Source organism: Streptomyces sp. NBC_00252 (genome assembly GCF_036187565.1).
In the GTDB taxonomy this organism is placed as follows: Bacteria; Actinomycetota; Actinomycetes; order Streptomycetales; family Streptomycetaceae; genus Streptomyces.
On sequence record NZ_CP108087.1, the window covers coordinates 3860767 to 3878176 of the forward strand.

A 17410-nucleotide genomic window follows, 5' to 3' on the forward strand; every position below is an offset into this window, starting at 1 on the left:
GACGCGGCCCCTGTTGCCCAGGCACCCCACCCGAAGGCCGAGCCCCCCGCTGACCAGGCAGCGCTCCCTCACCCTCCCGAGAAGTCAGCCCCTCACGAGCCCCCTGACCGTCCTGCGGGGAACGCTGAGCACCCTCTCGAACACCCTGACCGTCCCGTCGGAAACCCCGCGCACCTTCTCCAGACCCCTGACCATCCCGCCGGAAACCCGGCGCACCCTCTCCAGACCCCTGACCGTCCCGTCGGAAACCCCGCGCACCCTCTCGAGCCCCCTGGCCATCCGACCAGGAACCCCGACCACGCTCCCCCGCACCCCGACCGTCTCCCCGAGCAGAATCCCGCGCACCCCCCGCGCCATCCCCCGCTCCTGGCCCTCTCCCCGTCCCCGTCCCCTCGCCCGCGGAGTCACCCTTCGCAGGGGACCTACGGCGACTATGGCGTCCCACGTCGCCCCCTCAACTCCCCGCGTTCGTATCGTCGGTCTTGCCATCGCCCCCGGCACCGGATCCCGCTCCCGCGCCGCCGGCACCCCTCACCGTACTCACCGAACCGCCGCCCCGGGACCCTCGCGCCCCACCCCCGCCACCTCGGCCGAATCCGTCCCCCTCGGACGAACGACGGCCCCTCGCCGAATCCGAGCCGGAATCCGCACCGGCAGTCGCCACCGAATCCGCACCCGCGCGCCCGGCAGCAGCCACCGACTCCCCCCGATCGTCCAACTCCCCCGTGTCCGCGAGCAGTTCACGGAACGCCGTGGCCACCGTCTCCGGGTACTCCATCATCGCGACATGCCCCGCGTCCGGCAGGGACAGCAGCCGGGAGTCCCGGAACGTGCGGGCCGCGCGCTGGGCCATGCGGTAGCCGACGAGTTGGTCGCGGCCGCCGTAGACGAGGAGGGTGGGCGCGAGGACGCGTTCGGCCTGGCGCCAGAGGCCGTGTTGGCCGCCCAGGGTGTACGCGTTCACGATGCCACGGGAGGAACGGGCCATCACGTCCCAGAAATACGGGAGTTGAAGGCGCCGCTCCAACTCCTCGACCGCGTACCGGAACGCCTCCGGCGTGACCTGGCCGGGATCGCCGTAGCAGAGGCCGAGGACGCCGCGGACGCGTTGTTCCGCTGTCCATTCCCTGCTGATGCGGGTGAACAGGGCCGCGATGCCGGGGACGCCGAGCAGTGCCGTCGGCAGGGCCGAGCGCTGGACGCGGATCTCCGGGAGGGCCGGGGAGATCAGCGTGAGCGTGCGGACGAGGTCGGGGCGGACCGCGGCCACGCGGGTGGTGATCGCGCCGCCGAGCGAGTTGCCGAAGAGGTGCACCGGGCCGCGCCCGGCCGCGTCCAGGTAACGGATGACCGCGCGCGCGTGCCCGGTGACGGAGTAGTCGCCGTCGTCCGGTGGCGGGGAGTCGCCGAAGCCCGGCAGGTCGAGGGCCTCGCTGTCGACCTGGCCGTCCAGCTCGGCCATGAGCTGCGACCAGTTCTGCGAGGAACCGCCGAGCCCGTGGACGAAGAGCGCGGGCGGGAGTCCTTCGCGCGCGGGCGGCCTGGACCGCACGGTCAGCGTGATCCCCGGCAGCCCGACCGACCTGAGCCGCTCCCCCTCGCCGACCCTGACGGGCGCCACCTTGGGAAGCACACTGGCGGCCGACGCGGAAGGCAGCTCTGTCGAAGACATGCGCCAATGTTACGAGACGATCACGCAGTGGCTCATGTGTTCGCCGTCACAGGCCAGGTCACGCCCCCTCGTCGCCCCGCCCAGGCCCCCGCACCGCATGGCGTACGGATCAGGTGTCTCCTAGGCTCATAACAGGGCACCCGTACGGAGACGTATCGACGTATCCGGTCACAGTCCAGGAAGGGAGCCCGCCATGGCCGTCGACCCCACCGATCCCGAGACCTTCGCGGACGAGAGCGCCACCCCCGAGCTCGATGTCGAGGCCCCCGAGGACGACGCGGCCGAGCAGTCGGCCGAGGTGACACCGGACGGCGGCGATCCACTCGCCGGTGTGGACCCGGACTCCGCGAACGAGGCCGACGTAGCCGATGTCATCGAACAGGCGCGGGTCGTCTCCGTGGATGAGGACGACTACCGCTGACGGTCCTGGCCGTCACCGCTGTCACCGCCCCTATGGAGGGCCGAAAACAGGCGGTGAACCGCGCACCTCTGCCCGCTCCATCCCCCTTCGAAACACTTTGCGCCGCTTTCCCCGCCGTCCGGTCCGTGAAATTCTGCGCTCGCACCGCGCACACCACGGTTACCGAAAAGTACGATGGCCGCGCGGCGCTCACCGCATGAGGACGACTTTGGGAGGCGGCGTGACAGCCATCGAGCAGACAGAGGCGGCGCGCCCGCGGGGCACGCGCCTGCCGCGCCGTGCCCGACGGAACCAGCTGCTGGGCGCCGCCCAGGAAGTTTTCGTCGCACAGGGGTACCACGCGGCCGCGATGGACGACATCGCCGAGCGCGCCGGCGTCAGCAAGCCGGTGCTCTACCAGCACTTCCCGGGCAAGCTCGACCTCTACCTCGCCCTTCTCGAGCAGCACTGCGAGTCGCTGATCCAGGCGGTGCAGACCGCGCTCGCGTCGACGTCGGACAACAAGCAGCGCGTCCGCGCGACCATGGACGCGTACTTCGCCTACGTCGAGGACGACGGCGGCGCCTTCCGGCTGGTCTTCGAGTCGGACCTGACGAACGAGCCCGCCGTGCGCGCCCGCGTCGACAAGGTGACCAACGAGTGCGCCGAGGCGATCTGCGACGTCATCGCCGAGGACACCGGTCTGTCGCGCGCCGAGTCGATGCTGCTGGCCTCGGGTCTCGGCGGTCTCGCCCAGGTCGTCGCCCGCTCGTGGCTGCACAGCGACCGCAGCGTCCCGCGCGACCAGGCGGTCCAGCTGCTGGCGTCGCTCGCGTGGCGCGGCATCGCCGGTTTCCCGCTGCACGGCAGCGAACAGCACCACTGACCGCCGCGGGGCCGGAGTTTGTTCCCGCCGGCTGTTCGCTCTTGGCGTTCCGGCGCGGAACATCTACGTCCCCTCGCCGGGCTAGTGTGTGCTGCGTACGGCGCGGAAGATCGCGCACTTTGCTGACCGGAGGGACATAGTCGTGGAGGTCAAGATCGGCGTGCTGCACACGCCTCGCGAGATCGTTCTGGAGACCGGTCAGAGCGCCGAAGAGGTCGAGCAGGCCGTGGCCGAGGCGCTGACCGGGAAGGCTCCGCTGCTGAGCCTGGTGGACGAGCACGGCCGCAAGGTCCTCGTCCCCGCCGACCGGCTCGCCTATGTCGAGCTCGGCGAGGCGGCCCCGCGCAAGGTGGGCTTCGGCGCGCTGTAGTCGCGAACGGACGAGGGGCCCGGTGACCGTCACGGTCACCGGGCCCCTCACGTTTTCACCGCTGTGCTCATCAGCTTTTTCGCCACAGATGGAGCACAAGTCCCCCACAGGGGAGGATTGCATTCCGCAGGTCACGGGTATGACGGGCTACGAACGCGTTACGCAGGCCGACCGTGGGAGGGACCCCCGTGATGATCCTGGAAGCGCTCGGCTCCGCTGTGCTGGGTGTGCTGCTCGCCTGGGCTGCCACACACCGGCTTGCACACCGTCTGCCGACCCGCCCCCTGGTGTTCTCGACGGGTGTCGCAGGAGCTCTCTTCGGTGACTTCGTCACCCACAGCGCGCTGGGCCCGGGCAGCGGACTGCCGAGCCTGCTCGGCGCCGCCGTCGTCTCGGCGGCCTCGCTCTCGCTGCTGCTGCGCCCGGCGCGACGACTGCGGGGGCGGTCCGCCCCCGCGTGACCACGCTTAGGCGGCGAGCCCCAGAGCGGCCATCCGCTTGGTGTGCGCCTCGGTGATCCGGGAGAACATCCGGCCCACCTCCGCGAGGTCGAACCCGTCCGCGACACCACCGACGAGCATCGTCGACAGCGCGTCCCGGTCGGCCACCACCCGCTGCGACTGCGACAGCGCCTCACCCATCAACCGCCGTGCCCACAGGGCGAGTCGGCCCCCCACGCGCGGGTCGGCGTCGATCGCCGCGCGCACCTTTTCCACGGCGAAGCTCGCGTGCCCCGTGTCGTCGAGGACGCCGAGCACGAGCAGCCGGGAGTCCTTGTCGAGGCGGGCGGCGACCTCGCGGTAGAAGTCGCTGGCGATCGAGTCGCCGACGTAGGCCTTGACGAGCCCCTCCAGCCAGTCCGAGGGCGCCGTCTGGCGGTGGAAGCCGTCGAGCGCGGCGACGAACGGCTGCATCGCGTCGGTCGGCTCCGCGCCGATCTCCGTGAGCCGGTCCCTGAGCTGCTCGAAGTGGTGGAACTCGGCCGACGCCATCTTCGCCAGCTCCGCCTTGTCGGCGAGCGTCGGCGCCAGCTTGGCGTCCTCCGCGAGCCGCTCGAACGCCGCCAGCTCGCCGTACGCGAGCGCGCCGAGCAGGTCCACGACCGCGTTGCGGTACTGCGGGTCGGCGGAGGCCGTGGCCCAGTCCTGGGCGGCGACTCCGGTGGGTTCGGCGGGCGCTTCGGAGGCGTTGTCAGCGGTCGTCATGAAGCGCACAATAGCCCGCTCACAGCACGGCGGAAGTCCCTGGTCAATCAGTGTGACGACGACTACGTGACCAAATCGGCCAACGCATGTGCGTGATTCCGGGGTATGGTGGTAATGCGCCCGCCGAGTATTCGCCGGGCCGCACGAATGAGGATGCCCGGTCGGTGGCCCGATCGGCTCCGACCCGACAGCCCTCCTCGCCCGTACGGCACGCTGCGTACGGAGTTCGGAGGGGGACCCTCAGCGGTTCGAGCGCTAGAGCGTCGGCAGTGGTCCCGTGCAGTACGGCTTGCCCTCGCGGGTTGTCCGTAAGGCAGCCGACGTCCCGGCACGGTCCTGACACGACCCCCGCGCTCGCCTCGCACCGCGCACACAGAAGAGGCAGCACCCTGACTACTTTCCGAGAGCTCGGAATCCTTCCCGAGACCGCTGAGGCCCTTGAGGCCGTCGGTATCGTCTCCCCCTTCCCGATCCAGGAGATGACGCTCCCCGTAGCCCTTTCCGGCACGGACGTCATCGGCCAGGCCAAGACCGGCACCGGCAAGACGCTCGGCTTCGGCCTCCCGCTCCTGGAGCGCGTGACCGTCCCCGCCGACGTCGAGGCCGGCCGCGCCAAGCCCGAGCAGCTGACCGACGCCCCGCAGGCGCTCGTCGTCGTCCCCACCCGCGAGCTGTGCACGCAGGTCACGAACGACCTACTGACCGCGGGCAAGGTGCGTAACGTCCGCGTCCTCGCCATCTACGGCGGCCGGGCCTACGAGCCGCAGGTCGAGGCGCTCCGCAAGGGCGTCGACGTGATCGTCGGCACCCCGGGCCGTCTTCTCGACCTCGCCGGCCAGAAGAAGCTGGACCTCAAGCACATCAGGTCGCTCGTCCTGGACGAGGCCGACGAGATGCTCGACCTGGGCTTCCTGCCCGACGTCGAGAAGATCATCAACTTCCTGCCGGCCCGCCGTCAGACGATGCTGTTCTCGGCGACCATGCCGGGCGCGGTCATCGGTCTCGCGCGCCGCTACATGTCGCAGCCCACGCACATCCGCGCCACGTCGCCGGACGACGAGGGCTCGACGGTCGCGAACACCAAGCAGTTCGTCTACCGCGCGCACAACATGGACAAGCCCGAGCTCGTCGCCCGCATCCTGCAGGCCGAGGGCCGTGGCCCGGTCATGGTCTTCTGCCGTACGAAGCGCACGGCGGCCGACCTCGCCGACCAGCTCCAGCAGCGCGGTTTCGCCTCCGGCGCGGTCCACGGCGACCTCGGCCAGGGCGCCCGCGAGCAGGCGCTGCGCGCGTTCCGCAACGGCAAGGTGGACGTGCTCGTCTGCACCGACGTCGCCGCGCGCGGTATCGACGTCGAGGGCGTCACGCACGTCATCAACTACCAGTCCCCCGAGGACGAGAAGACCTACCTGCACCGCATCGGCCGCACCGGCCGCGCGGGCGCCAAGGGCATCGCGGTCACGCTCGTCGACTGGGACGACATCCCGCGCTGGCAGCTCATCAACAAGGCGCTGGACCTCAAGTTCAACGACCCGCCGGAGACGTACTCCACCTCCCCGCACTTCTTCGAGGAGATGAACATCCCGGCCGGCACCAAGGGTGTCCTGCCCCGCTCGGAGCGCACGCGCGCCGGGCTGGCGGCGGAAGAGGTCGAGGACCTCGGCGAGACCGGTGGCCGTGGCGGTCCGCGCGGCCGTGGTGGCCGCGACGGCGGCAGGCGTGACGGCGGTCGTGACAGTGGCAGGGGCGGTCGTGACAACGGCCGTGGCCACACCCGCGACGCGTCCCGTTCCGACGACACCGAGCGCGCCGCCCGCACCCCGCGCCGCCGCCGTCGTACCCGCAACGGCGCCCCGATGGAAGCGACTTCAGCGGCTGCGGCCGTGACGTCCACCCCGGAGGAGACCGCGCTGGCCCCCTCCGAGGACACGGCGGGACGCACCCCGCGCCGTCGTCGCCGCACGCGTAACGGAGCGACGGGAGAGCAGCTGCCGGCCACGGCGGTCGCACCCGTGGCCGAGGTCGCCGAAAGCGCCGTCGAGCCTGCCGAAGCCCCGGCCGCGGACGCCCCGACGACGACCTCGCGTCGCCGTCGGACGCGGAAGTCGGCGGAGCCGGTGGCCGAGGCCTCGGTGGTGACGCCGGTGGCCGAGACCCCGGTGGCCGAGGAGACGAAGCCGCGCCGCCGGACCCGTAAGGCTGCCGAGCCCGTCGTGGCCGAGGCCGCCGCAGTGGTCGCGGTCGACACGGCCGAGGCCGTCGAGACGAAGCCGCGCCGGACCAGGGCCCGGAAGACCACGGCGCCGGTCGAGGTCGTGGAGACGGTCGTCGAGGCCGTCGAAGAGACCAAGCCGCGCCGTCGTACGACGACCCGCAAGGCCGTCGCCGAGATCCCCGCGCAGGTCGTCGAGGAGCAGGACAAGCCCCGGCGCCGTACCCGCAAGGTCGCCGAGCCGGTCGTGGAGGCCGTCGAAGCGCCGGTCGTGGCGGAGACCAAGCCGAAGCGGACCCGGAAGACCGCGGCTCCGGCCGAGGTCGTCGCCGTGGACACCGCGGAGGCCGTGGAGACGAAGCCGCGCCGGACGCGCAAGGCGGCCGTTGCGGTAGAGGCTCCGGCCGAGGTGGTCGCCGAGGCGAAGCCCCGTCGCACCCGCAAGACCGCGGTCGCCGCCGAGGCAGCAGTCGACACGGCCGAGGCCGTGGAAGCGAAGCCGCGCCGGACCCGCAAGGCAGCCGTAGCGGTAGAGGCTCCGGCCGAGGTGGTCGCCGAGGCGAAGCCGCGTCGCACCCGCAAGACCGCGGTCTCCGCCGAGACAGCAGTCGACACGGCCGAGGCCGTCGAGACCAAGCCGCGCCGGACCCGCAAGACGGCCGCCACCGCCGAGATCCCGGCGCAGGTCGCCGAGGAGGCGGAGGTCAAGCCCCGCCGCCGTGCGACCCGCAAGACCGCCGAGGCCCCGGTCGTCGTGGAGACACCGGAAGCCCCCGAGGCCAAGCCGAGGGTCCGCCGCCCGCGCAAGACCGCGGCGACAGCGGAGGCGACGGAGGCCTGACCCGCCCCCGGCACTCAGCACCGGCACGACGCCGACGGCCCGACCCATACGACATGGGCCGGGCCGTCGGCGTTTCCCGTCCGCCGCGCGGGTCGGCGTTCCCTGCCCCCACCACCCCGTTAACCCCCCTTACACCCTCCCGTCCCCCTCCCACCCAACCCCTCCGGATAACCTCACCCCATGAGCAAGCCCCCCTCCTTCACCCCGCCCCCCGGTGCTCGCGCATACCCCCTGCGGACCGCTCGCGGTGATTTCGCCGTGGTGGATTCGCCCGTGGGCGATGGTGTCGAGGCGAAGGGGGTCGCGCTTCTGCTGCCGGGGTTCACCGGGAGCAAGGAGGACTTCAACCCCCTTCACGAGGCGTTCGGGGTGCGGGGTTATCGGACCGTGGCCGCGGACGGGCGGGGGCAGTACGAGTCGGACGGGCCGGCTGAGGACGAATCCGCTTACGCGCAGGACGAGTTGGCGCGGGACGTGCTCGCGCTGGCCGAGGCGCTGGGTGGGCCGGTGCATCTGCTCGGGCATTCCTTCGGGGGGCAGGTCGCGCGCGCGGCCGTGCTGCTCGATCGCACGCCGTTCGTGTCGTTGACGCTCATGTCGTCGGGCCCTGCGCAGATCTCCGCGTCGCAGCAGGAGCGGGTCAAGCTGTTGCGGGACGCGCTCGCCGTGATGTCGATGGCCGAGGTGTGGGACGCGATCCAGGCCATGGAGGCACCGGAGGAGACCGAGACCGGCGGTGCGCTGGACGAGGGTCTTGACGACCGGTCCGATCTGCGCCGCCGTTGGCTGGGCACCAAGCCCGCTCAACTCCTCGCGGCGGGACGGCAGTTGTGCGGTGAGCCGGACCGGGTCGCCGAACTGGCCGCGGTCCCCCTCCCCTTCCACGTCCTCTCGGGCTCCCGCGACGACACCTGGCCGGTGCCACTCCTGGACGACATGGCCGTACGGCTCAAGGCGCGGCGGACGGTCATCGCGCAGGCCGAGCACTCGCCGAACACGGACCAGCCGGCCGCGACCGCCAAGGCCATCGCCGATTTCTGGGACTCCACGGCCCCCTGAACACCTGTATTTCAGTACTGCGTCTGCAGGTGTTCCCAGAAGCCGTCCCGCAGCGCCCGGCGGAGGTCGGCCTGCCCGCGCAGGGAGTACTGGAGCAGCCCCTCCGCCTCGACCAACAGGTCCTGGTCGACGGAGCCCGGCAGGTACGGATGCCCGGGCAGCAACTCCACCAGCGCCTCCCTCCCCCGCGCCGCGAGCCACTTCGCCGCGATCTGCGCGCCCACGAAACGGACGTCGTCGCGGGTGGGCCGGGTGGCGGCGGCCTCGTAGACGGCGGACGCGCGGCGGGAGACGTACGGCTTGAAGAAGTCGAGGTCGAAGGTGCGCTGGCTGTCGACCTCCCAGAGGAGCGGCTCCGCCTGGTTACGGCCCTCGGGCGCCTCGATGCCCCACAAGTGGACGCGGGCGCCGTACCCTTGGGCCGCCTCGACCGCCGAGACCAGGTCCTCGTCGCCGCCGATGAGCGCCGCGTCGCTGATGGCGCGGTGCCGGGCGAGGGACTCCAGGTCGGAGCGGATGAGTGAATCGACGCCCTTCTGCTGGTTGTTGGCGTTCAGATTGCCCAACCGGACCTTGACGTCCGGGAGTTCGGCGATGGACTGCTGCTCGGCGGTGTGGATGCGGCGGCGGGCGCCGTCATACCAGTAGACGCGCAGCAGCCGGCTGTCCGCGAAGATCGTGCGGGCCTTGTCGATGAGCGCCTCGATCAGGCCCTCGGTGTCGACGTCGAACGTGCGCCGGTCCTCGGTCCCGGAGACGAGCCGGCCCGCGGCTGCATACAAATACCCCGCGTCGACGAAGATCGCATGCGTCGAGGGCGTCTTCGCTACTTCGGCGAGCATGCGGTGCAGCAGCTCGTTCGTGCGGTCGATGCGGGCGCTGAGGGCCGCGAGGTCGTCGTTCATCGCTTCCATTGTCCCGGCGGTCACGCTGCGAACACAACCGGTCCCGGTCAGTCTCGCGGCGATCTCTTACCGGTCAGTAATTAGGCGTTCGAAAAATTTCCTTAGCGTAGGGAATGTTTGTAACACGCACCCCGTTGACTACATCAGTAACCAAGTAGTTCTCCTCAGGAGGATGACCAGACGAAGGGAGAAGCCATGCGCTTCGAAATCATGCGTCTCGACGAGGTCGACGGCACCACCGTGGACAGCACCGTCGTGGACGCCGCCTCCGTCAATCGGATCGTGCAACAGGCTGCCGCCATTGGACAGCGCCTGTGGATCCGCCCCGCCGAGACCAAGGCCTCGTAACACTTGAGGCCGCGCAATACCGACGACGTACACCTGACGACGTAGCAGCCCACTGACGACGCACCATCTACGACACCCACTTGCGACCCCTACGCGGATCGCGACCACACTTCAGAACCCCCGTACGGCACTGTTGCCGTGCGGGGGTTCTGCGTTGCGCCAGGCGTCAGACGCTCAGCCCGCGCGGACGACCTGGGTGATCCCGTTGATGATCTGCTGGACGGCGATGGCGGAGAGCATCATTCCGGCGAGCCGCGTCACCAGCACCACGCCCCCGTCCTTGATGACCCGGATGATCAGCAGCGAGTACCGCATCACCAGCCACAGCACGACATGGATGGCGAGGATCGCCGTCCACACCGACACCTGCGTGGCCACGCTGTCGGCCTTCTGCACGGCGAGGATGACGGACACGATCGCGCCGGGCCCGGCGAGCAGCGGCATGCCCAGCGGCACGAGGGCGACGTTGACGTCCTTGGTCTGCTTGGGCTCGTCGGTCTTGCCGGTGAGCAGGTCGAGCGCGATGAGCAGGAGCAGCAGTCCGCCCGCGATCATCAGCGCGGGCACGGAGACGTGCAGGTAGTCGAGGATCTGGTGCCCGAGCAGTCCGAAGACGGTGATGACACCCCCCGCGACGCACACGGCCTGGAAGGCCATCCGCTTCTGCACCTTGGACGGCCGTCCGGCGGTCAGCGCGAGGAAGATCGGGGTGATCCCAGGGGGATCCATGATGACAAAAAGGGTCAGGAAGAGAGAGCCGAAGACGGCGACGTCGAACATGGGTGAGCCACGAGCCTTGCAGAAGAGAGATGAGCGGGTGAGCGGGGAGAGCGGGACGTACGGGAGCGGTGCGGGCGTCAGGCTCCGCCGGCCCCCGGCACCGGGAAGGCCCCGGTCGCGCGCCGCGTGATCTCGCCGTAGACCTCGGGGTCGGTCGTGTACTCACCGAGCTGTACGGTCTTGCGGCTCCCGTGGTAGTCGCTGGAGCCGGTGACGAGCAGCCCCAGTTCCTTGGCGAGCCCCCGCAGCCGTACCCGTGTCTCCGCGTCGTGGTCCATGTGCTCGACCTCGATTCCGTCGAGGCCGGCGGCGGCCATCTCGGCGATCGCGGCGTCGGGCACGGTGTGCCCCCGCTTGCTGGCGCCCGGGTGCGCGAACACGGTCACGCCTCCCGCGGCCTTCACGAGCCGGATCGCCTCGAAGGGGTCGGTCTCGTGCTTGGCCACATGAGCGCGCCCGCCGTCGGCGAGCCAGTCCAGGGTGAACGCGTCGTTGACGGTGGGCACGACCCCCGACTCGACCAGCGCGGTGGCCACATGAGGCCGCCCGACGGAGCCGTCCCCGGCGATCCGCGCCACCTGCTCCCAGGTGACCGGCACGCCGAGTTCCCGCAGCCGCGCCACCATGGCCCGGGCCCGCGGCACCCGGTCGTCCCGCACGAGCTCCCGCTCGGCGAGCAGCGCGGGCTCCTCCGGGTCGAACAGGTAGGCCAGCATGTGCATGGACACCCCGTCGATCCGACAGGACATCTCGGCCCCGGTCACGAGCGTGAGCCCCGAGGGCAACGCGTCGATGGCCTCGGCGTACCCCCGACTGGTGTCGTGATCGGTCAACGCCACGACATCCAGCCCGGCTGCGGCCGCGTTCCGCACCAGCTCACCAGGCGTGTCCGTACCGTCCGATGCCGTGGAGTGGGTGTGCAGATCAATACGCACGACGCGAACTCCAGACGGTGACAGCAGGAAAAGGGACCCCCCAAGGGTAACGGCACCCCAGGGCCCCCTTGGAACACGCCGAGGCCGACCCCCTAGAGGGCGCGGGGCTGCGCCAACCCGAGGCACCCCCTAGGTGTTACGGCTCAAGCAACCGCGGCGACAACGCCCCGCACGGCACGAGATCGACCTCGGCCCCCGCATCCCGCAGATCCGTCAGCACAAGCTCGTCGTACATCAGCAGCCCCGACTGCTCGGGCCACACCACGGCCCACAGCCACAGCCCCAATGCCTCCCCCGCGAACACCGCCCGGTCGTCCGGCGCCGTGGTCACATGCCACAACGGCGTGGGCCGCCCCGCGGCGAGCAACTTCGCCTGAGGGGGCTTCTCGACGTTCATGTACGGCCCAGGATCCGGCCCGTCGATCCCCGCATACCGCGCCCCGAGCCCCACCCCCAGCTCTTCCGCGACAAGGATCAACTCGCCGATCCCGCCAAGGGGCCCGGGCCCGGAACACGCCACCGCCGTGGCCCGTCCCCCACTACGGTCGTCCCCCGCGCAGGCCACACCGGTGAACAGCCATCCGACCGGCAACGGCCACGGCATCCACACCGGCACCTGCGTCCGGTGCACGACGACACTGAGCGCCTCGACGCTGGGCGGGATCACGGGCTGCAGCGGATGCACCGTCCCGTGGACATCGCACTGCCAGGAATCGGCGAAGAGTCCGGGAGCCCTGACCCGGCCACCGCACTTCGGGCAACTGGGTTCGCCCCTCATAGGGCCCCACGGTCCTACCCTCACCCGCGCACGTCAAGGACGATCACCCGTCCGGCCGGGCCACTCACGGAACGAAACTAAATGTAGCTTGCATTCATTACCTTGCCTAACTTACTATGTGCATATACCAACTACTTGGGAGGAAGCATGGACGACCCCTTCGACAAGGGAGCCGACACCGGCTCGGGCAGCATCCTGCGGCAGCCCAAGGCGGTCTGGGCCACCGCGGGCGCCTCGGTCGTCGCCTTCATGGGCATCGGACTCGTCGACCCGATCCTGCCCTCGATCGCCAAGGGCCTGGACGCCACGGCCGGCCAGGTGTCCCTGCTCTTCACCTCGTACTTCCTGATCACCGCCATCGCGATGCTGGTGACCGGCTTCGTCTCCAGCCGCATCGGCGGCAAGAAGACCCTGCTGCTCGGCCTCGCCCTCGTCGTGGTCTTCGCCGGGCTCGCCGGCACCTCGGGCTCGGTCGGCGAACTCGTCGGCTTCCGGGCCGGTTGGGGGCTCGGCAACGCGCTGTTCGTCTCGACCGCCCTCGCCGTGATCGTCGGCGCGGCGGCCGGCGGCAGCGCCGCGGCGATCCTGCTCTACGAGTCCGCCCTCGGCCTGGGCATGGCCTGCGGCCCGCTGCTCGGCGCCCTGCTGGGCAACCAGAGCTGGCGCTACCCCTTCTTCGGCACCGCGTTCCTGATGGCGATCGGCTTCCTGTGCATCACGGTGTTCCTGAAGGAGCAGCCCAAGCCCGCGCAGAAGACGTCCCTGCTCGACCCGCTCAAGGCCCTCGGCCACGGAGGTCTCGCCTCGGCCGCCGCCTCGTCCTTCTTCTACAACTACACGTTCTTCACCGTGCTGGCCTTCACCCCGTTCGTGCTGAACATGACCCCGTACAAGTCCGGTGCCGTGTTCTTCGCCTGGGGCGTCCTGCTCGCCGTCTTCTCGGTCTTCGTCGCCCCGCGCCTCCAGGCCCGTTTCGGCTCCCTGAAGGTGCTCGGCGGTTCACTGGTCCTGCTCGCCGTCGACGTCCTCGTCCTCGGCTACGGCAGCCACACCACCGCCATCGTCTGCACGATCCTGTCCGGCGCCTTCATCGGCGTGAACAACACCGTCTACACCGAGCTGGCGCTGGGCGTGTCGGACGCGCCGCGCCCGGTGGCGAGCGCGGGCTACAACTTCGTCCGCTGGTTCGCCGCCGCTGCCGCCCCGTTCTTCGCGCCGAAGATCGAGGGGTGGAGCAACATCCACATCCCGTTCGTGGTCGCGGCGATCACGGCGGCGCTGGGTGCGCTGGTGGTCCTCGTACGACGGAACGCGCTCACGCACGAGGCCGAGGAGCTGGAGCCGCGGCACGCGACCGAGGACAGCGTGGCGGTGTTCGCCAACTAGCCGATTCCTGGCTGGCGTTGGTGAGCTTGCTCACTCCGCCGTCAGTCCAGCGGGACGGACCTCCGGGAGGGATCCCGGAGGTCCGTCCCGTTCGTGAGCCAGCGTTCCTGGAGGGCCTGGGCGCCGTGGACGCGTTTCCAGGCGGCCTCGTTCGGGGTCATGGGGAGCAGCGGCAGGAAGCGCACCGGGTCGAGGGGCGCGTCGAGTTCCAGGTCCTCGACCAGGCCGCCCGGCTCGGCGACCAGCACCGAGGCGAACGGAGCGCCGGGCCACAGCGGTTCGCCCACGTCGAGCGAGGCGCCGGGGGCCACGACCACGCCCTCGACCTGCGGGGACGCGGCGAGCACGGCGAGCGGCCGGAGCACCTTGTCGGTGTCGGCGAGGCCGCCGCGGACGGAGAGGACCAGCTCGGCGCGCGGGCCGGCGACCGGGTCGGCGAGCATCGCCGTGGGGTCGCTCATGGGCTGGGCGGACATGCCGAGGGTGGCGTAGCGGACGACGGTTCCGTCCTGGCTGCCGTCCTGGAAACGCAGTACCTCGACGCGGTCCGTGCCCAGGAAGGTGACGGCGGCGCGCGCGTCCGGTTCGCCCAGCGCGGTGCGCAACCGTGCCTCGACCAGAGCAAGAACATCAACCATGCGGCGAGCATAGAACTCGTCAGTACCGGGCAAAGCAGCGCCTTGACAGTTCAGTCGGCTGATAGTCTTGGCCGGTCGTTCGGGGCAGCACGCAGAAGCGTCGCGATCAGGTCCCGACGCCGTTGAGACTCCCCCACGGGGGACCGGCCGGAGGAGGTGGGGCTGCAATGGACCGAAGTCGGCCTGGCAGTACCACCCGCTCTTCCGGCCGCTGATGTCGTCGCTCTGGCTCTAGCCTCCCCAGACGGCTGCCGCCTCTCGCACTTCTTCACTGTCGCGGAAGAGCACTTCGTTTCCTTTTCCTGATCTGCCTGATCTGTCCGGTGTATCTGATCTGACCGATCTGTCTGTTCCGAAGTCAGTGCCTGTATCAGTAGCGAAGCTCGCCACCGCGACGGAGCGGTGCTCCCCGCTTTGTGGACGTGCCAAACATCCGTACCTCAGGACGTCCCCATTCCGGGCAGTTCCAACCGTCGTTGGCGCCTTTCGTTGCTCGTCGCGAAGGAGCCCGCCATGTCGATGATCCGCGACCTGCGTGCCGTGGTCCGCCCGTCCCGTCCCTCCCTGCGCAAGGACGGCGGCGCGTACGACACGACCCGCGACCCCGGCACCCCCTCGGCCGTCGTCGACTGCGCCGTCTACCGCGACGGTGCCCGCATCGACACCGGCAAGCCGCTCACCCCGCACGAGGCGATGCGCCTGGTCCGCCGGGACGGCGGCTTCGTGTGGATCGGCCTGCACGAGCCCACCGAGGCCGAATTCGCCGGTATCGCAGGGGAGTTCGGACTCCACCCGCTCGCCGTCGAGGACGCCGTACAGGCCCACCAGCGCCCCAAGCTGGAGCGCTACGACGACTCCCTGTTCACCGTCTTCAAGACCATCCACTACGTCGAGCACGACCAGCTCACCGCCAACAGCGAGGTCGTCGAGACCGGCGAGGTCATGTGCTTCACCGGGCGGGACTTCTTCATCACCGTCCGGCACGGCGGCCAGGGCTCCCTGCGGGCGCTGCGCCACCGGCTGCAGGACGACCCTGAGCTGCTCGCGCGCGGTCCCTCGGCGGTGCTGCACGCGATCGCCGACCACGTCGTCGACGGCTATGTCGCGGTCGCGGACGCGGTGCAGGACGACATCGACGAGGTCGAGACCGAGGTGTTCACCCCGGGCCGCAAAGGCGGGGTCTCGCGCGGTGTCGACTCGGCGCGGATCTACCAACTCAAGCGCGAGGTACTGGAGTTCAAGCGCGCGGTGTCGCCGCTGCTGCGTCCCATGCAGCTGCTGAGCGAGCGGCCGATGCGGCTGATCGACCCGGACATCCAGAAGTACTTCCGCGATGTCGCCGACCACCTCGCCCGCGTCCAGGAGCAGGTCATCGGCTTCGACGAGCTGCTGAACTCGATCCTCCAGGCCAACCTCGCGCAGGCGTCCGTCGCCCAGAACGAGGACATGCGGAAGATCACCGCGTGGGCCGCGATCATCGCCGTACCGACGATGGTGACGGGCGTGTACGGCATGAACTTCGAGCACATGCCGGAGCTGCACGCGCGGTACGGGTATCCGGCGGTGCTCGCCTTCACCGTGACGGTCTGTCTGGCGATCCACCGCACGCTGAAGCGCAACGGCTGGCTGTGAGCGGCTGGATAGGCTGACGCCCATGACTAGCAGCGAGCTGCTCGACCAGGCCCTCGTCGAGGAGGCCACGAAGAAGTCCGGCCTCGTCTGGGTCAACGGTCCCGGCGTCCCGGCCCGCGCCCTGTGGCATGTCTGGCACGAGGGCGCGGCCTGTCTGATCGGCGACGGACCGGGCGAGCAGCCGCTGCCGGGGCTGGTCGACGGCGGCCCCGCCGAGGTCACCGTCCGCAGCAAGGACAAGGGCGGCCGGCTGGTCTCCTGGACCGCGAGGGTCGTGGAACTGGCGCCGGACTCCGAGGCCTGGACGGCGGCCGTCGCCGAGCTGAAGGGCAAGCGCCTGAACGCCCCCGACGGCGAGGCGATGACGGCCCGCTGGGCGCGCGAGTGCAGGGTGCTCCGCTTGGAGCCGACGGGAGCGACGGCCGCTCTCCCCGACGGCTCGCTCGCGGAGGCCCCGCTGCCGACCTCGGCGACGACCCGTCAGCCGGTCCCGGCCGGCCTGCCGCGGCTGCTCCTGAAGAAACGCAAACGCCGGTAACTGCCGCTAGGAAGACGGAAGTTGCTTGCCGTAGTCGACAGTGTCGTCGTCCTTCGGCTGCGTCACCGTGAAGCTCTTGCCCCAGTCCGAGAAGGTCAGCGTGCCCGCGCCGCCCGCGCGGACCAGCCGCAGCGGATACGGCTTGCCCTCCAGGGAGACGTCGAGGGTGCCGCCGGAGCCCTTGTCGCCGGTGATGCGGATCGTCCGGACACCGTGCTGCGCGTGGTGCCCGTCCCGCGCGAGCGAACCGTGCAGGGTCAGCAAGCTGGAGAGGAGGACGTCCTTGTCCGTGAAACCACTGAACTTCTTGTACGAGGGGTCGCCCTGCGGCACCTTCACGTACTTGCCGTGGAGCGCGGTGCCAGCGCCCGAGTCCCCGTTGCTGTTCCAGAAGTCCGCGTCGGCCTTCAGGTACAGCTGCTCGCCGATCCGCAGCAGCCCGAAGGTCGACCCCTTCGAGGTGACCGACCCGCTGCCGCCGTCGGACGTCAGCCGCATGTCGAGCGTGTACGTCCGCCCGCTGGTGACGACCGTGCCCGACAGCCGTACGGCACCGGCGGCGCTCGCGGCCGTCACCGACTTCGACTGGATCTTGTCGGCGGCCAGCTTCCCGACCCCGTTGGTCCCCGCGTCCGGGTCCCCGCCGCCGCACCCCGCGAGGGCCACGACACACACCGCGGAGAGCAGCGCCGCACGACGGTTTCGGACCTGGGCGATAGCGGTCACAGGGGGGATGCCTTCCGTGCGGGGGTCGATGGCGTACGGCAGCGTACCGGGGCCGCGAGGCACCGGCGGAGCCAGTCCGTCCGGACCGCCCACCAGCGC

Annotated in this window: 18 protein-coding genes; 10 read left to right on the top strand and 8 right to left on the bottom strand. The window is 70.5% G+C overall.

What is annotated here, in order from left to right; translation table 11 throughout:
• Positions 1-454: 454 nt before the first annotated feature.
• On the bottom strand, positions 455-1672 hold the full coding sequence (locus OHT77_RS16580; protein WP_328829250.1) for an alpha/beta fold hydrolase: 1218 nt from the start codon (positions 1670-1672) through the stop codon (positions 455-457).
• 193 nt (positions 1673-1865) lie between these two features.
• On the opposite strand from OHT77_RS16580, the gene OHT77_RS16585 reads away from it, so the two are divergent.
• From OHT77_RS16585 to OHT77_RS16600, 4 genes are all read left to right on the top strand, one after another.
• Positions 1866-2093, top strand: a complete 228-nt coding sequence (locus OHT77_RS16585) for a hypothetical protein (RefSeq protein WP_328829251.1) — start codon at positions 1866-1868, stop codon at positions 2091-2093.
• 220 nt (positions 2094-2313) lie between these two features.
• The gene (locus OHT77_RS16590; protein ID WP_328829252.1) at positions 2314-2958 is read left to right on the top strand and encodes a TetR/AcrR family transcriptional regulator; all 645 of its coding nucleotides are present in this window, start codon (positions 2314-2316) and stop codon (positions 2956-2958) included.
• Positions 2959-3100: 142 nt separating this feature from the next.
• On the top strand, positions 3101-3328 hold the full coding sequence (locus tag OHT77_RS16595) for a DUF3107 domain-containing protein (protein ID WP_019072095.1): 228 nt from the start codon (positions 3101-3103) through the stop codon (positions 3326-3328).
• Between the two features lie 191 nt (positions 3329-3519).
• Complete coding sequence (locus OHT77_RS16600) at positions 3520-3789, top strand: hypothetical protein (protein ID WP_026150652.1); 270 nt, start codon at positions 3520-3522, stop codon at positions 3787-3789.
• 6 nt (positions 3790-3795) lie between these two features.
• Here OHT77_RS16600 and OHT77_RS16605 read toward each other — a convergent pair whose 3' ends face one another.
• Positions 3796-4533 (bottom strand): ferritin-like fold-containing protein, encoded by a 738-nt coding sequence (locus tag OHT77_RS16605; RefSeq protein ID WP_266772237.1) that lies wholly within the window; start codon positions 4531-4533, stop codon positions 3796-3798.
• A 479-nt stretch (positions 4534-5012) separates the two neighbouring features.
• Between OHT77_RS16605 and OHT77_RS16610 the strand changes: the two genes are divergently transcribed.
• Entirely contained in the window at positions 5013-7586 is a 2574-nt protein-coding gene (locus OHT77_RS16610) for a DEAD/DEAH box helicase (RefSeq protein ID WP_328829253.1), read from the top strand.
• 180 nt (positions 7587-7766) lie between these two features.
• The gene (locus tag OHT77_RS16615) at positions 7767-8645 is read left to right on the top strand and encodes an alpha/beta fold hydrolase (protein WP_328829254.1); all 879 of its coding nucleotides are present in this window, start codon (positions 7767-7769) and stop codon (positions 8643-8645) included.
• An 11-nt stretch (positions 8646-8656) separates the two neighbouring features.
• Here the strand turns inward: OHT77_RS16615 and OHT77_RS16620 are convergent, their stop codons facing one another.
• Positions 8657-9550, bottom strand: a complete 894-nt coding sequence (locus OHT77_RS16620) for an NYN domain-containing protein (RefSeq protein WP_266772232.1) — start codon at positions 9548-9550, stop codon at positions 8657-8659.
• Positions 9551-9745: 195 nt separating this feature from the next.
• Here OHT77_RS16620 and OHT77_RS16625 point away from each other — a divergent pair, with 195 nt between their 5' ends.
• Positions 9746-9898, top strand: coding sequence for a hypothetical protein (locus OHT77_RS16625; RefSeq protein WP_019058373.1), 153 nt, complete (start codon positions 9746-9748; stop codon positions 9896-9898).
• A gap of 174 nt (positions 9899-10072) precedes the next feature.
• Here OHT77_RS16625 and OHT77_RS16630 read toward each other — a convergent pair whose 3' ends face one another.
• From OHT77_RS16630 to OHT77_RS16640, 3 genes are all read right to left on the bottom strand, one after another.
• The gene (locus OHT77_RS16630; RefSeq protein ID WP_266772230.1) at positions 10073-10678 is read right to left on the bottom strand and encodes a MarC family protein; all 606 of its coding nucleotides are present in this window, start codon (positions 10676-10678) and stop codon (positions 10073-10075) included.
• 77 nt (positions 10679-10755) lie between these two features.
• Complete coding sequence (locus OHT77_RS16635; RefSeq protein ID WP_328829255.1) at positions 10756-11613, bottom strand: PHP domain-containing protein; 858 nt, start codon at positions 11611-11613, stop codon at positions 10756-10758.
• 136 nt (positions 11614-11749) lie between these two features.
• A complete protein-coding gene (locus tag OHT77_RS16640; protein WP_328829256.1) occupies positions 11750-12391 on the bottom strand; it encodes a DUF6758 family protein in 642 nt (213 codons plus the stop codon).
• 147 nt (positions 12392-12538) lie between these two features.
• On the opposite strand from OHT77_RS16640, the gene OHT77_RS16645 reads away from it, so the two are divergent.
• Positions 12539-13777 carry an MFS transporter gene (locus OHT77_RS16645; RefSeq protein ID WP_328829257.1) on the top strand — a complete coding sequence of 413 codons (1239 nt, stop codon included), beginning with the start codon at positions 12539-12541 and terminating at the stop codon, positions 13775-13777.
• 41 nt (positions 13778-13818) lie between these two features.
• Here the strand turns inward: OHT77_RS16645 and OHT77_RS16650 are convergent, their stop codons facing one another.
• Positions 13819-14415 carry a suppressor of fused domain protein gene (locus tag OHT77_RS16650; protein WP_328829258.1) on the bottom strand — a complete coding sequence of 199 codons (597 nt, stop codon included), beginning with the start codon at positions 14413-14415 and terminating at the stop codon, positions 13819-13821.
• A 513-nt stretch (positions 14416-14928) separates the two neighbouring features.
• Here OHT77_RS16650 and OHT77_RS16655 point away from each other — a divergent pair.
• Both OHT77_RS16655 and OHT77_RS16660 read left to right on the top strand, forming a co-directional pair.
• Entirely contained in the window at positions 14929-16047 is a 1119-nt protein-coding gene (locus OHT77_RS16655) for a magnesium and cobalt transport protein CorA (RefSeq protein WP_328829259.1), read from the top strand.
• 22 nt (positions 16048-16069) lie between these two features.
• A complete protein-coding gene (locus OHT77_RS16660) occupies positions 16070-16585 on the top strand; it encodes a hypothetical protein (protein ID WP_328829260.1) in 516 nt (171 codons plus the stop codon).
• A gap of 6 nt (positions 16586-16591) precedes the next feature.
• Here OHT77_RS16660 and OHT77_RS16665 read toward each other — a convergent pair whose 3' ends face one another.
• Entirely contained in the window at positions 16592-17311 is a 720-nt protein-coding gene (locus OHT77_RS16665) for a hypothetical protein (protein WP_328829261.1), read from the bottom strand.
• Positions 17312-17410 lie beyond the last annotated feature (99 nt).

Bases quoted from the DNA above. Each gene is read 5' to 3' on its own strand.
- OHT77_RS16580 (WP_328829250.1), bottom strand. From the start codon at position 1,672: ATGTCTTCGACAGAGCTGCCTTCCGCGTCGGCCGCCAGTGTGCTTCCC.
- OHT77_RS16585 (WP_328829251.1), top strand. From the start codon at position 1,866: ATGGCCGTCGACCCCACCGATCCCGAGACCTTCGCGGACGAGAGCGCC.
- OHT77_RS16600 (WP_026150652.1), top strand. From the start codon at position 3,520: ATGATCCTGGAAGCGCTCGGCTCCGCTGTGCTGGGTGTGCTGCTCGCC.
- OHT77_RS16605 (WP_266772237.1), bottom strand. From the start codon at position 4,533: ATGACGACCGCTGACAACGCCTCCGAAGCGCCCGCCGAACCCACCGGA.
- OHT77_RS16610 (WP_328829253.1), top strand. From the start codon at position 5,013: ATGACGCTCCCCGTAGCCCTTTCCGGCACGGACGTCATCGGCCAGGCC.
- OHT77_RS16615 (WP_328829254.1), top strand. From the start codon at position 7,767: ATGAGCAAGCCCCCCTCCTTCACCCCGCCCCCCGGTGCTCGCGCATAC.
- OHT77_RS16620 (WP_266772232.1), bottom strand. From the start codon at position 9,550: ATGAACGACGACCTCGCGGCCCTCAGCGCCCGCATCGACCGCACGAAC.
- OHT77_RS16625 (WP_019058373.1), top strand. From the start codon at position 9,746: ATGCGCTTCGAAATCATGCGTCTCGACGAGGTCGACGGCACCACCGTG.
- OHT77_RS16630 (WP_266772230.1), bottom strand. From the start codon at position 10,678: ATGTTCGACGTCGCCGTCTTCGGCTCTCTCTTCCTGACCCTTTTTGTC.
- OHT77_RS16640 (WP_328829256.1), bottom strand. From the start codon at position 12,391: ATGAGGGGCGAACCCAGTTGCCCGAAGTGCGGTGGCCGGGTCAGGGCT.
- OHT77_RS16645 (WP_328829257.1), top strand. From the start codon at position 12,539: ATGGACGACCCCTTCGACAAGGGAGCCGACACCGGCTCGGGCAGCATC.
- OHT77_RS16650 (WP_328829258.1), bottom strand. From the start codon at position 14,415: ATGGTTGATGTTCTTGCTCTGGTCGAGGCACGGTTGCGCACCGCGCTG.
- OHT77_RS16655 (WP_328829259.1), top strand. From the start codon at position 14,929: ATGTCGATGATCCGCGACCTGCGTGCCGTGGTCCGCCCGTCCCGTCCC.
- OHT77_RS16660 (WP_328829260.1), top strand. From the start codon at position 16,070: ATGACTAGCAGCGAGCTGCTCGACCAGGCCCTCGTCGAGGAGGCCACG.